15 protein-coding genes are annotated in these 14,524 nt (G+C 39.7%); 8 read left to right on the top strand and 7 right to left on the bottom strand.

Annotated elements, in window-relative coordinates; genetic code table 11:
- Positions 1 to 69: 69 nt before the first annotated feature.
- The 4 genes from anmK (at position 70) to pdxY (ending at position 4,276) form a co-directional block, all read left to right on the top strand.
- Positions 70 to 1,191 (top strand): anhydro-N-acetylmuramic acid kinase, encoded by a 1,122-nt coding sequence (gene anmK / locus ACTH6U_RS16550; protein WP_294110902.1) that lies wholly within the window; start codon positions 70 to 72, stop codon positions 1,189 to 1,191.
- Between the two features lie 34 nt (positions 1,192 to 1,225).
- A complete protein-coding gene (gene pdxH, locus ACTH6U_RS16545) occupies positions 1,226 to 1,879 on the top strand; it encodes a pyridoxamine 5'-phosphate oxidase (protein WP_441832670.1) in 654 nt (217 codons plus the stop codon).
- A gap of 155 nt (positions 1,880 to 2,034) precedes the next feature.
- Positions 2,035 to 3,309, top strand: coding sequence for a tyrosine--tRNA ligase (gene tyrS / locus ACTH6U_RS16540; protein ID WP_434718827.1), 1,275 nt, complete (start codon positions 2,035 to 2,037; stop codon positions 3,307 to 3,309).
- Positions 3,310 to 3,412: 103 nt separating this feature from the next.
- Positions 3,413 to 4,276, top strand: a complete 864-nt coding sequence (pdxY, locus tag ACTH6U_RS16535) for a pyridoxal kinase PdxY (RefSeq protein WP_441832669.1) — start codon at positions 3,413 to 3,415, stop codon at positions 4,274 to 4,276.
- 75 nt (positions 4,277 to 4,351) lie between these two features.
- On the opposite strand, the gene gstA is transcribed toward pdxY, so the two are convergent.
- On the bottom strand, positions 4,352 to 4,957 hold the full coding sequence (gene gstA, locus ACTH6U_RS16530; RefSeq protein WP_441832682.1) for a glutathione transferase GstA: 606 nt from the start codon (positions 4,955 to 4,957) through the stop codon (positions 4,352 to 4,354).
- 368 nt (positions 4,958 to 5,325) lie between these two features.
- Here gstA and ACTH6U_RS16525 point away from each other — a divergent pair, with 368 nt between their 5' ends.
- Positions 5,326 to 6,138 (top strand): DUF817 domain-containing protein, encoded by an 813-nt coding sequence (locus tag ACTH6U_RS16525; protein WP_434718829.1) that lies wholly within the window; start codon positions 5,326 to 5,328, stop codon positions 6,136 to 6,138.
- 35 nt (positions 6,139 to 6,173) lie between these two features.
- Here ACTH6U_RS16525 and sapF read toward each other — a convergent pair whose 3' ends face one another.
- From sapF to pspF, 6 genes are all read right to left on the bottom strand, one after another.
- Positions 6,174 to 6,980: a putrescine export ABC transporter ATP-binding protein SapF gene (sapF, locus tag ACTH6U_RS16520; protein WP_294110890.1), complete on the bottom strand. Its 807-nt coding sequence runs from the start codon at positions 6,978 to 6,980 to the stop codon at positions 6,174 to 6,176.
- The gene (gene sapD, locus ACTH6U_RS16515) at positions 6,977 to 7,972 is read right to left on the bottom strand and encodes a putrescine export ABC transporter ATP-binding protein SapD (protein WP_336431078.1); all 996 of its coding nucleotides are present in this window, start codon (positions 7,970 to 7,972) and stop codon (positions 6,977 to 6,979) included. Before sapD ends, sapF begins: the two co-directional genes overlap by 4 nt.
- A complete protein-coding gene (gene sapC, locus ACTH6U_RS16510; protein WP_294110888.1) occupies positions 7,972 to 8,862 on the bottom strand; it encodes a putrescine export ABC transporter permease SapC in 891 nt (296 codons plus the stop codon). Before sapC ends, sapD begins: the two co-directional genes overlap by 1 nt.
- On the bottom strand, positions 8,849 to 9,814 hold the full coding sequence (gene sapB, locus ACTH6U_RS16505; protein ID WP_294110886.1) for a putrescine export ABC transporter permease SapB: 966 nt from the start codon (positions 9,812 to 9,814) through the stop codon (positions 8,849 to 8,851). The genes sapC and sapB overlap by 14 nt, the downstream gene beginning before the upstream one ends.
- Positions 9,811 to 11,496 (bottom strand): ABC transporter substrate-binding protein SapA, encoded by a 1,686-nt coding sequence (sapA, locus tag ACTH6U_RS16500; protein WP_336431077.1) that lies wholly within the window; start codon positions 11,494 to 11,496, stop codon positions 9,811 to 9,813. The genes sapB and sapA overlap by 4 nt, the downstream gene beginning before the upstream one ends.
- 426 nt (positions 11,497 to 11,922) lie before the next feature.
- Positions 11,923 to 12,918: a phage shock protein operon transcriptional activator gene (gene pspF / locus ACTH6U_RS16495; RefSeq protein ID WP_294110883.1), complete on the bottom strand. Its 996-nt coding sequence runs from the start codon at positions 12,916 to 12,918 to the stop codon at positions 11,923 to 11,925.
- A gap of 254 nt (positions 12,919 to 13,172) precedes the next feature.
- Between pspF and pspA the strand changes: the two genes are divergently transcribed.
- The 3 genes from pspA (at position 13,173) to pspC (ending at position 14,511) form a co-directional block, all read left to right on the top strand.
- Positions 13,173 to 13,838 (top strand): phage shock protein PspA, encoded by a 666-nt coding sequence (gene pspA, locus ACTH6U_RS16490; RefSeq protein ID WP_294110881.1) that lies wholly within the window; start codon positions 13,173 to 13,175, stop codon positions 13,836 to 13,838.
- An 86-nt stretch (positions 13,839 to 13,924) separates the two neighbouring features.
- On the top strand, positions 13,925 to 14,155 hold the full coding sequence (gene pspB / locus ACTH6U_RS16485; RefSeq protein WP_294110877.1) for an envelope stress response membrane protein PspB: 231 nt from the start codon (positions 13,925 to 13,927) through the stop codon (positions 14,153 to 14,155).
- On the top strand, positions 14,155 to 14,511 hold the full coding sequence (gene pspC, locus ACTH6U_RS16480) for an envelope stress response membrane protein PspC (protein WP_294110876.1): 357 nt from the start codon (positions 14,155 to 14,157) through the stop codon (positions 14,509 to 14,511). The genes pspB and pspC overlap by 1 nt, the downstream gene beginning before the upstream one ends.
- Positions 14,512 to 14,524 lie beyond the last annotated feature (13 nt).

Here is a 14,524-nt window from a genome sequence, read left to right as displayed (position 1 = left end):
ACCAGCAAAGCACAATCTTTTATGGTTTAAATTCACGATGTTAATGTGCACTTTGAAGGAACAAGAATAATGATTAAGTCGGGTCGTTACATAGGGGTTATGTCAGGAACCAGTTTAGACGGTGTCGATGTTGTTCTTGCAGCGATTAGTGATAAGTTTGTGGCAGAACAATCAAGTCTGAGTGTTGCATTTCCAGTTGAATTGAAAAAGAGAATTTTAAATATTTGCCAAGGCCAAGAAGCCACATTATCTGAAATAGGAAAAATTGATCGAGAGCTTGGTACGCTGTATGCGGAGGCAATTAATCAACTATTAACAACAACGGGATTACCTGCGGAAGATGTTATCGCTATAGGTTGCCATGGACAAACAGTTTGGCATGAACCTGATAGTGAACAGCCTTTTACAATGCAACTTGGTGATAATAATCGTGTTGCTGCATTAACAGGGATCACTACTGTTGGCGATTTTCGTCGTAGAGATATGGCATATGGCGGGCAAGGGGCACCATTAGTGCCTGCATTCCATTTAGCGGTTCTCGGGCATCCAATAGAAAAGCGAATTGTTTTGAATATTGGCGGTATTGCGAATATTACAGCATTACTTCCAGGCGCCTATGTCAAGGGTTATGATACAGGACCTGGAAATATGTTAATGGATACATGGGTTTGGCGTCACAAACAGAAAGCTTATGATGAAGACGGGACATGGGCAAGTCATGGGCATATTAATGTTGCACTATTGAAAGCAATGCTCAATGACGTCTATTTTAGACGTTCTGCGCCAAAAAGTACTGGGCGCGAATATTTCAACATGCAATGGTTAGATCAACACTTATCAAATTTTCCGTTAGTATCTGCACAGGATGTTCAAACCACATTATGTGAATTAACCGCCGTATCAATTGCGGATCAAGTTCTATTATGTGGTGGGTGCGAGCGTTTAATTGTTTGCGGTGGTGGCGCTAGAAATAATTTTTTAATGCAAAGATTAGCAGCATTGTTACCTGGTATCGAAGTGGCTTCCAGTGATAAGTTTGGGCTTAGTGGTGATGATATGGAAGCATTAGCATTCGCTTGGCTTGCCGCACGGACAATTTCGGGATTATCGGGTAATCTTGCTTCTGTTACTGGTGCAAGCCAAGAAACGGTATTAGGTGCCATATATCCGATTAATATTGATACGAAATAATATTGATAAAATAACTGTAGCAAAGGAGACGAATATGAATCAAGTCGAGGAAATAGATCTTGCATCAGTGCGCCGTGAGTATACCAAAGGGGGATTAAGACGTAATGATTTACCTCTTGATCCTCTGACGTTGTTTGAATATTGGTTGAAACAAGCTTGTGAAGCACGTTTAAGCGATCCAACGGCAATGAGTGTTGCGACTGTTGATGAAACTGGGCAGCCTTATCAACGTATTGTGCTGTTGAAGCATTTTGATGAAAAAGGCTTAGTTTTTTATACTAATATGGGAAGCCGAAAAGCGCAGCATTTAGAAAAAAATAATAAAATTAGTCTGCATTTTCCTTGGTATCCGCTAGAGCGTCAGGTCAATTTTACTGGTGTTGCTGAGCGTTTAAATCCGATAGAAGTTGTTAAGTATTTTCATAGTCGACCAAAAGATAGTCAAATTGCTGCGTGGGCATCACAACAATCATCCAAAATTTCGGCTCGCGGTATTCTTGAAGGTAAGTTTCTAGAATTAAAGCAGAAATTTAAAAATGGCGAAGTACCATTACCGAGTTTTTGGGGTGGCTTTCGCGTGGTTTTTAATAGCGTTGAATTTTGGCAGGGTGGAGCACATCGGCTCCATGATCGCTTTTTGTACCAACGCGAAGCAGATGGCTGGAAAATTGACAGATTAGCCCCTTAATAAGTGGTTTTTTAGCTGGTACTTAATTGATATGCGCTTTATGCTATAGCTACGTTTAAAAAAACTGAAAAATCATACTGACAAGCTCATGACATAACTTCTGAACTTGTCAGTAACTTAAATAGATAGACAAAATTCAACCGATGGAGTCATTGATGTCTAGCAATAACCTGATAAAACAATTGCAAGAGCGGGGCCTCGTTGCCCAGGTAACAGATGAAAATGCGTTAGCAGAGAGACTGGCGCAGGGCCCTATCTCCCTCTATTGCGGTTTCGATCCTACCGCTGACAGCTTGCACTTGGGACATCTGGTTCCTTTGCTGTGTTTAAAACGTTTTCAACTAGCCGGGCATAAGCCTGTGGCGTTGGTCGGTGGCGCAACGGGCCTAATTGGCGATCCGAGTTTTAAAGCGACTGAGCGTAAATTAAATACTGCAGAAACCGTTCAAGAGTGGGTAGATAAAATCCGTAACCAAGTCTCGCCTTTTTTAAGTTTTGATTGTGGCGATAACAGTGCGAAGCTTGCTAATAACTATGATTGGTTTGGTAAGATGGACGTACTGACATTTTTACGTGATATCGGTAAGCATTTTTCTGTCAACCAAATGATCAACAGAGAATCAGTTAAACAACGACTGAATCGTGATGATGTTGGTATTTCTTTTACTGAATTCGCTTATAACTTACTTCAAGGTTATGACTTCGCAACCCTTAATAAAGAACATGGCGTAGAGCTGCAAATTGGCGGCTCAGATCAATGGGGAAATATCACCTCTGGTATTGATTTAACTCGACGCTTACACCAAAACCAAGTGTTTGGTATGACTGTTCCTTTGATAACTAAGTCAGACGGTACTAAATTTGGTAAGACCGAAGGCGGCGCTGTTTGGCTTGACCCTAAGAAAACAAGTCCATATAAATTTTATCAGTTCTGGATTAATACTGCGGACTCTGATGTTTATCGATTCTTGAAGTTCTTCACTTTCATGGAGTTGAGTGAAATAGATGCACTTGAAGAAGAAGATAAAAATAGTGGTAAGGCGCCACGCGCACAATATGTTCTTGCTGAAATGGTAACCAAGCTTGTTCATGGTGATGAAGGCTTAGCAGCAGCAAGACGTATTACTGATAGTTTGTTCTCAGGTGCAGTTTCAGATTTAACAGAAGCAGATGTTGAACAATTAGCACAAGATGGTATGCCTTCTATCACATTAGAAGACGGCGCAGATTTACAACAAGCGCTCGTTGATTCAGAGTTGGCGCCATCACGCGGACAAGCAAGAACGGCTATTAGCTCAAATGCAGTTGCCGTTAATGGTCAGAAGCAAATTGATCCAATGTATGTTTTTACTGATGCAGACCGTTTGTTTGGTCGCTATACATTAGTTCGTCGCGGTAAGAAAAACGACTGCTTAATTAATTGGAAATAGCTCTGACTAACCTTTGTCATATCAGCCCGGAGTTTTCCGGGCTATTAGCAATGGCTAATCACTGATTTCTCTTCATTCGATATAACAATTCTCTGGGTTCTCAATGAAAAGCGTATTATCAATACAATCCCACGTTGTTTTCGGTCGTGCAGGAAATAGTGCTGCTGTATTCCCAATGTGCCGTATGGGTGTAGATGTATGGCCTCTTAATACCGTGCAATTTTCAAATCATACACAATACCCACAATGGACAGGCAGTGTATTTCCTGCACAACATCTGACTGATATTGTTAATGGACTTGCTCAAATTCATAAATTAGAAATTTGTGATGCAGTATTAAGTGGTTATATTGGCTCGCCTGAGCAGGGAAATGACATTCTGGCGATTGTGCAAAAAGTTAAAACAGCGAATCCTCAGGCAATTTACTTTTGTGATCCTGTTATGGGTCATCCTGAAAAGGGTTGTATTGTCGCACCAGGTGTTGCTGAATTCTTTTGTAATCAAGCATTGAAAGCTAGTGATGTTATTGCGCCAAATTTATTGGAGTTAGAGACATTAGCTGGACAAGATATTAATTCCGTTGAGCAAGCCGTGATGGCAGCTCGTGAATTATGTCAAAAAGGCCCTAAAATAGTTTTAGTGAAGCACCTCAGCCGAGCAGGTTATCGTGCTGATCGTTTTGAAATGATTTTAGTGACTGAAAAACAAAGTTGGCATGTGAGTCGTCTACTTGTTGATTTTGGTGAAAAACAGCCAGTAGGTGTTGGTGATTTGACTAGTGGTCTTATGTTAGTAAATTTATTGAAAGGGGAACCTTTAGATAAAGCACTAGAACATGTAGCTGCTGCTGTATATGAAGTCATGATTAAAACAAAAGAAATGGGTGAGTACGAGCTACAGCTCGTCGCTGCACAAGACAAAATGGTTAATCCAGAGCATAAATTTTGTGCAACGCAATTAGATTAACTATTATTTTTTGATTTGATTATTTTAGTAACAGCGCCGAATATAGGCGCTGTATTTATTTTGGTGGCTTAAAATCTAAATCAAGCCTTCAGCTTCTAGTGCTTCTTGAACTTTCGGGCGTTTTGCGATTTTAGCAAGGTAACTTGTAAGGTGAGTTAGTTGGCTTAAGTCTACACCTACTATTTTCGCCCAATTAGAGACTGTAAATAAATAAGCATCAGCGACACTAAAGTTATCACCCGCAAAAAATGCCTGTTTTGCCAGTACGTCATCAACATATTTAAATTTCTTTAATAATGTTGTTTTAGCCATTTCTTTAGTTTCATCAGGGCTATTTGGTGAAAATAGCGCGCCATAATTTTTATGTAATTCAGTAGAAATAAAGTTTAATGCTTCTAATTGATGATAACGTTTCATTGAACCTGGAAGCGCTATCAGATTTCTATCTGGTTTTTGGTCCGCAATATACTGAACAATGACTGCGCCTTCAGTTAATTGGTCACCATTATCAAGTACTAAGGTAGGAACCTGACCTTTGGGATTGATTACTAAGAAATCTTCACCTTTCTCGGCCTTTTTTTCTTTAAGATTAACGCGTTCAATGCTGAAATCTAGCCCAGCTTCGCGCAAAATAATGTGAGGAGAAAGAGAGCAAGCTCCTGGAGCGTAATACAATTTCATCATAAAACTCCTACGTAATGTAATGGATACCAGATAATAAATAGCCTAATACTCTTTACAGTATATCACTACTTTGTGTTATGAGATTGTCATCGGGTGCGAGAGAAATTTATGGTATGAATAGATTATATATCACTTAAGTGTATTGCAATGGAATTACATTTGTTTTTTTCTGTATAAAGTGGGGAATATTCCATCTTTTAAGATAGTTACCTTACTTACAAATAAAAATTCTCTGCTAAAATTTGCAGCTTACTCTATATAGTAACCAAGATGTTATATAGCAGCCATGAAATAATAAGTGAGTGAGTTAAATGATAAGCCTGTGCCAAAAATTAAATTTTCTCAGCAAACTAGACCACATTTTAATGGCTCATAAGCCAAATAATAGCACCGGACTTAAACGTTTTATTTTAGAATTTTGGTTCTTTGGCATTATTAATGCGCGTTCATGCTTGTTCGCTGGATTTTTTTTCTTAACATTGTTCTTAGTACCCGCAAAAGGAATATTAGGGCTTCCGCGCTATGATGTGTTGCTAGCTTTCGCTGTTACATTCCAAGCTTTACTTGTTTGGTCAAAATTAGAGACGTGGGATGAACTTAAGGCTATTTGTGTTTTTCATTTAGTTGGTTTTATGATGGAATTATTTAAAACGTCAGCTTCTATTGCTTCGTGGCAATATCCAGATGAAGCCTATACTAAATTGTGGGGAGTGCCGTTATTTACGGGATTTATGTATGCAGCGGTCGGTAGTTACATTATACAATCTTGGCGCTTTTTTAAGGTTCGCATTGAGCACTATCCGCCATATTGGATGGCAACATTAGTTGCATTAGCAATTTATATTAATTTTTTTAGTCACCATTATTTAGATGATTATCGGTGGTACTTAGCAGCTTTTATTTTTGGTTTGTATGCACGTAGCATGGTGTTTTATACACCACTCGATAAAGAGCGTAGAATGCCACTATTATTAGCATTTATGCTGATAGGCTTCTTTATTTGGCTTGCGGAAAATTTCGGTACTTTCTTTGGTGTTTGGCAATACCCTAATCAGATAGGCGCTTGGTCGATGGTTCACGCAGGAAAATGGGGCGCATGGTCGTTACTTGTTATTGTCACATTCACCATTGTTGTACACCTGAAACATATCAAAGCGAATGTGACGATAGCGCGTTAAAGGCCTTAGGTGACAAAAATAAAGATGAGTAGGGATTAAATATCTTGTCGCCATGCATCAATGGAAAGGGGTTCTCCGAAGTGGCTTTCGATAAGTTTGCGGGTCACATCGTGCAAAGGAGCCGCTAAAACTTCCGCAGTATTACCACGCTCGACCACTTCACCTTTGTCCATGACTAGCATTTTATCACTAATATGCTTCATCATGCCTAGATGCTGTGTTACATAAATAAAAGCAATATCCTGTTTAGCTTGTAAATCTAACATTAAATTAATGATTTGTGAGCGCATTGACATATCTAATGAAGCGAGTGCTTCATCCGCAATGATTATCTCAGGTTGCAAAATAAGTGCGCGGGCAAGGGCTACACGCTGTTTTTGTCCAGAAGCTAACATATGTGGATAATATTCAGCGTGATCGGGTAGTAATCCAACTTGACGCAGTGTCTGTATGATACGCCTTTCTCGCTCAATGCCAGTTAAATCAGTATTGAGCTTTAAGGGGAGTTCTAACGTCTGACCAATGCGCTGACGTGGATTAAGAGATGTGCTCGGATCTTGAAATATCATGCGAATTCGTTGGCTACGATAGCCATAATCACCAAAACTTAAGCGATGTCCTTGGATTGATATTTCACCGCTGGTGGGCTCTGTTACACCAGATAGCATACGAGCTAATGTTGATTTTCCTGAGCCATTAGCACCAATAATAGCTAGCGTTTGACCTGCCTGTAGATTAAAACTTAATGGTTTAACAGCTTGTAGTGAATGACGATGAAATAATCCTTCTCGGAAACGGAAGGTTTTTGTCAAATTACGTACTTCAAGTAAGGTTTCCATCATGACGGCTCCTCTGTATTAAGTGGATAGTGGCATGCGACAAGATGGTTTTTAATATTACGCAGCGGTGGCGCAACAATACAAGTTCGCTGTGCGTAAGGACAGCGAGGGCCAAGGCGGCAACCAATAGGCAAATGCTCAAGGGATGGGATGGCGCCAGGTAACGTATTTAATCTCCCTTTATGAGGGATAGGGCTTTCAAAATCAGGGATAGAACGGATCAGGGCTTGTGTATAAGGATGGCGAGGGCGTTGAAGAATATCTTCAGGCGTTGCGCTTTCAACAGTTTGACCACAATAAAGCACATTGATGCGGTCAACAATTTTTGACATCATTTGCATATCATGACTGATAAGTAAGATAGTCATATTATTATTCTGATTCAGTTTATCTAATAAACGAAAAATTTGAGCTTGCGTAGTGGATTCCATGGCATTAGTGGGCTCATCAGCAATCAATAATCGTGGTTGATTAGCGATGGCAATAGCTATCATGACTTTTTGGCACTCGCCATCAGTAAGCTCATAGGGGTAACTCCGCATGATATCTTTATGATCTTTGATACCGACCCGATGTAACAGCTCAATAGCACGGCGTTTACGCCAATTAAATCGCTGCCACCACCGGCCTTTATATGTCCAACCTGGAATTGATTGAATTAATTGTTTTCCAATATCGGCAGCAGGATCGAGACAAGACTGCGGTTCTTGAAAGATCATGGAGATGTTGTGTCCAATCAACTTACGTCGCTTACGTGGACTCAGTTTTAATAAGTCTATATCTTGAAAACGGAAGCGATCTGCCGTTACGCGAATATTGTCTTTTGTTACATCGCAAATTGCTTTAGCGATAAGGCTTTTGCCCGAACCTGATTCGCCGACAAGACCACGGACTTCACCTTCGGATAAAGTCATCGATACACGGTCAACCGCTTTAACCGGCCCATTGGCTGTCATAAACTCAATAGTTAAATTACGAATATCTAGAAGTGGCATTATTCAACCCCTGCATTGATTGCACGATGTAAACCATCGCCAAGTAGGTTGACGAATAAAACACTTATCATAATGGCGACACCAGGTAAAATAACGGTCCAAGGTGCGACATAAATTAATTCTAGTGTGTCGCCTAGCATCGCTCCCCATTCAGAAGAAGGAAGCTGCGCACCTAAGTCTAGAAAGCCTAAAGCAGCAATATCTAGTATTGCAATTGACAGTGCGCGAGTTAGTTCGGTGACTAAAATGGGGGTGATATTAGGGAGTACGGTATACCACAAAATAAAGATATTTGACGCACCATCAAGGCGTGCAGCCACAATATATTCTTTATCGAGTTCATCATGTACTGCCACATAAATCGTTCTAACCATACGCGGGATTAATGCTAAACAAATAGCGAGCATGGCATTTTCTAAGCTTGCCCCCATAAATGCAACAACAATAATAGCAAGTAGCAGTGAGGGGATTGAAAGTAATGTATCAAGGACATGATTAAATATCGCGGATTTAAGTCCGCGAGTCATTCCGGCTAGACAACCGAGAACCAAGCCAATAATGGTTGCGATAAAAGTGACTAGTAGCGCAGAGCCAAAAGTTGATTTTGTTCCAATAAGTAAACGGCTTAAAATATCACGGCCGAGATCATCAGTCCCAAAGAAGAATGCGACATCACCATAGTGCGACCATGACGGTGGTGTGAGCTGATACCCTAAAAATTGTTGGTCAAGGGCGTAAGGTGCGAGGTAAACACCTACAAAGCATAATATTAATAAAAGTAATACACCAAAGAAACCGACCATTGAAAGGATATCGGATGAAAAAATATTCCAGACCACCCGAGTTGGGGATGGCATTTTTTGTTCACGATAATAATTATCTGAGGACATACCAATCCTTATGTTTCAAGGGGTCCATCATCGCACCTAAAATATCGGAAAGAACATTGACTGCAATGACTAACGCACCAATTAACATTACACCCGCAGAAATTGCAGAGTAATCTTCTTGGCGTACCGCAGTAACAAGCCAACGGCCAAGCCCAGGCCAGTTAAAGACTAATTCAGTAACCATCGTCAATGTTAGCATAGTCGAAAATTGTAAACCTAACTTAGGAATAATTGGTGGGATGGCATTATGGAAAATATGACGACGTATTATTTTCATTCGTGATAAGCCCCGTGTCGCGGCAGCTTTAATATAGTTAGCGCTGGCGGTTTCTTCGGTGCTGTTTCTGACTAATCGGATAACTTCCGTTGTTGGTGCTAATGCGAGAGTTAAAACGGGTAATATCATGTGTTCTAATACGTTAATAATCATCTCGTTACGATACGGTGAGTCTGAAATCCATGCGTCAATCAAGGCAAAGCCAGTCACGGATTTTAAGTTATATAGTAAATCAATTCTTCCTGATACGGGTAGCCAGCCAAGGTGCAATGAGAAAAATAACGTTAATATTAAAGCCAGAACAAATACGGGTATTGAAAAACCTAATAAAGCGAAGGTACTAATCGCTATATCAATCGGCTTATTACGCCAAAACGCAGCTATCATACCCAGTGGAATACCGACAGCTAAGGCGAAAATAAAAGCTAATATACACAGCTCCATTGTAGCAGGGAATGTGTCTTTTAATTGTTCAGATATTGGTTCACCATTAATACTCGATACGCCAAAATCAAAATGCAATAATCCATCAAAATAGAATAAATAAGCATCAAATAGCGATGCACCACTTAAAGGCGCATTTGGTGTGAAGTAGCTTAAACTAAAACTAACTAATGATAAAAAAAACATAGTGACAAGTAATAATAACAGACGCCGAAGAGAGTAAATAATCATGGCTGCGGCTCCTGTTTTTTGCGTTTTGGTGTGCTGATTTTTTCCATCTCACGATAAACACCCGCGAAAGAGGCATTTCCAAACGCACTGATCACAAGTCCTTTCATATCGTATCGATAAGCCTGCAAACGTAATGAGTAAGCTAAAGGTAAGATAGGTAATTCTTCACCAAGAATCTTTTGCGCTTGGTGATAATAGTCAATACGATCAGCAAGCTGTTGCGTTAGTAGGGCATTGTGCAGTACTGAATCAAAGTTTGGATCGCACCAATGACTCAAATTTGTTTGAGAACCAATCGCGGCACAGCTTAATAATGGGCGGAAAAAACTATCAGGGTCATTACTGTCCGTCGTCCAACCCGCAAGCGTCATATCGTGGGATCTATCCATTAATTGGTTTTCTTGGAAGCGCCCTTCAACTGAACGGATATTCATCACAATACCCACTTGTGCCAAATCAGCCTGAATAAGTTCGGCCATTTTCAATGGGCTAGGGTTGTATGATTGAGATGCAATCGGAACCCACAAGTCGAGTTTTAAATTCTCTAACCCCATGTCTTTGAGCATTTGTTTGGACAGCTCAGGATTATAGTCAGTAATTTTTGCTTGATTATCATAAGCCCAAGATGCGCGTGGTAGTATCGATGCCGCAGTTTCAGCAGTCCCATAATAGATAGATTGCATTAATCGCTCATTATTGATTGCATAAGCAATAGCTTGGCGAACCTTCAGCTGATCAAGCGGAGGTTTACTGGTATTGAAGGCGAGGTAAGCGATATTCATTCCTGAGCGCATTGAAATACGTAATCGAGGGTCATCACGCAATACTTTTAATTGGCTAGCGGCAGGATAAGCTAAGACATCACATTCACCGGTGAGTAATTTAGAGATTCGACCGGTACCGCCGGCACCCATATCGATGACGACCTCTTCCATTCGAGGTTCGCCTTTCCAATACTGACTATTTTTAAGCAAACGAACAAATTGACCTGCTTGATAATCATCCAAGTAAAATGGCCCGGTACCCACTGGACGCCAATCAATCATTTCTTGGCGATTAAGTCCTGATAGGTAATCAGCATATTCCGCAGAAAGAATAGGTGCATAGTGAGTTGCTAAATGCCATAAAAATGAGGCATCAGGTGAGTTTAAGCGAAATTCCACCGTGAAATTATTAATTTTACGAATACTTTGTACGCTATCTGCAAATTGCAGACTATCAAAATAGGGATAACGCCCCCCATTGATAAAATGGTAAGGATTATTAACTTCAAACATACGTGCAAAACTGAACACAACATCATCCGCATTCATATTGCGTGTTGGCGTAAACCAAGGCGTAGTTTGGAATTTAATGTCTTTTCTGAGATATACGCGATAGGTTGCGCCGTTATCAAGCACTTCCCAACGAGAAGCAAGCTCTGGCGTTAAACGATAAGTAAAAGGGTCAACATCAAGTAAGCGGTCATAAATTTGTGCAGCTAATGGATCGATAATTAATCCGCTGCTGACAAGTTGCGGATTGAAGGTCGTCACGACGCCATTTACACAGTAAATAAAGCCTTTTTGGCGAATGTCTGCCGGGACATCATTGGCAATAGTGTCCTTGTAGCTTATATCCGTATTGAGGGCATAAGCCGAGAGAGAAACTGTAAATAAAAACCAAAGAGTTAATAGGCGCATAACACTGATATTGTTAACCGGAATTGCTCTATTGTAGCGTAAAAATGCAGTGACAGGGTATAAGCAAAATTCATGCTTAATTATTATACTAATTTACTGAGGATAAATATCATAACGTTATGATTTTAAATGAAATTATTTAATTTTTAATAAATTTTGTCTTATAACAAGAAGATAGCATTAAAATATTTTGCAAACAGCACTGATAACGATTATCATTCGTTTTGTCTCTTAAGTGAAAGCTTTTGAAGACGGGGCATGATATCGCTCACATTGCTTACAGTGTTTTATTTATAGCCAGCATGGGTGCTGGCTTTTTTTTATCTTATTTTCAGTGGCATCTAAGCTTAATGTTTATTAATAATTATAATTAGCCAAGCCTAAAATTTTAATCAGCTATTCTGTTTTATTAATTATATCAATTCATTATAACTTAATTTGATGTTTCTTAATCAACCCTCTTAATTGATCGTAACTTAAGGACAGCAATTGAGCGGCCTTGCGTTGATTAAAATGACTTTGTGATAATGCATTTTGAATGAGTTGTTTTTCTGAATCTTGTTGCCATTGGCGTAGATCGCAAGGGAGTGAAGGATAAATAGTGTTAGTTATTTGATTTAAATCTAACGTCTCGGTGAGTGGTGCCAGTTTTTCACCAAATGGGTCAAAAATAATGGTATCGACAAGCGTATCAGCATTGTTATGGCGGTAAACTGAGCGCTCTACCACGTTTTTTAATTCCCTCACATTGCCGGGCCATTGGTATTGTTCGAGAGCTTGTTTAGCTTGGTATGAAAATCCACTAAAATGAGAGCGTTTTAGTTCCCCGCACATCAAAATAGCGAAATGTTCAGCCAATAAAAGAATATCTGGTAGTCGCTCTCGGAGTGGGGGAATACGGATAACTTCAAACGCTAATCTATCGAGTAGATCTGCACGAAAATGACCTTGCTTTGCGAGTTCTGGTAAATTGGCATTAGTTGCACAAATCAGTCTCACATCTACGCGTAATGATTGGCTACCGCCAACACGTTCTAATTCACCATATTCTATTACGCGCAATAATTTTTCTTGAACAGACATTGGAGCCGTCGCGAGCTCATCAAGAAATAAAGTTCCTTTATCTGCACGCTCAAAGCGACCCTGATGGCGTTTTTGTGCGCCAGTAAATGAACCCGCCTCATGACCAAATAATTCGGAATCCAGTAAGTTCTCATTGAGTCCGCTGCAATTAAGAGAGATAAAAGCTTCTTGCCAGCGTGGGGATAGATAATGAAGCCTATCTGCAATTAACTCTTTACCTGTACCTCGTTCGCCAATGACTAAAATGGGTTTATTTAGTTGTGCAAGCTCTGAAGTTCGCTCAAGGACATCAAGGAAGTTACTTGAAATACCAAGAATGGTATCGTTAGTGTTTTTCATGGTTTATTTCGCCAATTATTGGTATTTTTCACCTTGGTGTAAACTATAGTTCAGATTAAGTATAATCGGAAATTATATTTTTTTATATTTACAATCAAGATGTTGCTTTATTTTTTCAAAAGTTGGCACAGTGATTGCTATATAATTATTGTTAATCGTTAGAATGTAATTTATGGAGCATCGGGTATTGGTTGGAAACCAAAATCAGGTTGAGGCTCTACAGAATGATAAAATCCATCAAGAGGACATAAATAATGGGAATTTTTTCACGTTTTGCCGACATCATTAATGCAAATATCGCATCACTGCTAGATAAAGCAGAAGATCCGCAAAAAATGATCCGCCTGATGATTCAGGAAATGGAAGATATGCTAGTTGAAATACGTTCTACATCTGCACGTACTTTAGCAGAGAAAAAAGGTTTAGAACGCCGCATTGAAATGGGCGAAAAGCAAGTTGCTCAATGGCAAGAAAAAGCGGAGTTAGCTTTAGTTAAAGATAAAGAAGATTTAGCGCGTGCGGCTTTGATTGAAAAACAAAAAGTCAGCGCAATGGTTGATACGCTTAAACATGAGCTGATTATTGTTGATGAAACATTAACGCGCTTAAAAGGCGAGATATCTGAGTTAGAAAGTAAATTGCAAGAGACTCGAGCTAAACAACAGTCGATGACTGTACGTTTTGAAGCGGCGCAATCAAGCCGTAATGTTCGCCGTCAGTTAGATAGTGGTAAGCTAGATGAAGCAATGGCACGTTTCGAGCAGTTTGAGCGTCGCATTGACCATATGGAAGGGGAAGCACAAAGTTTTGGTATTGGTAAACAAAAATCACTGGATCAACAATTTGCAGAATTAAAAGCGGATGATGAAATTAGCGCGCAGTTAGCTGCACTTAAAGCTAAAATAAATAAAGACCAGTAATAATATCTTAACTTTGATTCACAAGGCGCAGTGTAAACATTGCGCCAGTGCAATGGATTAACTAACCATAAGTATAAGGAAATGTGATGGGCTATTTTTTTCTGTCTCTCGTATTAATCATATTTGTCATATTTATTCTGCCTATTTGGCTGTGGCTGCATTACAGCAAAAGAAATAGTGGGCAGGGGAGCCAGCTTACCGATCATGAAGTACAACGTTTGATGCAATTAGCTGAGCAGTCATCTCGTATGCAGCAACGTATCAAAACATTAGAAGATATTTTAGATGCGGAACATCCTAACTGGAGGCAAAGATAATGACTAATTTGCGCAACCGCAAACTGTATCGCTTAACAGATAGACGCGTTTTTGGCGGTGTTTGTTCAGGTATCGCAGAATATTTAGATGTACCAGTTGCTTTAGTTCGAGCGTTAGCGGTGTTAGCGCTTTTTATGAGTTTTGGCCTTACATTAATCGTGTACATCATTATGTGTTTTGTTGTGGAGACAGCCCCGAGCGGTTATCGCGCTGAACAAGATATTGGGCCAGAAGTGAGTAGTTTACTAAATCAAATAGATTCACAACTAAAATCAGGGGAAATGAAACTTCGACAAATCGAACGTTATGTCACCTCTGATACTTATACGGTAAATAGTAAATTCCGTAATCTGTAAAAATAGTATCACC

This window comes from Providencia sp., assembly GCF_052096715.1.
Lineage (GTDB): Bacteria > Pseudomonadota > Gammaproteobacteria > Enterobacterales > Enterobacteriaceae > Providencia.
This window is presented reverse-complemented; position numbering and strand designations above follow the sequence as displayed.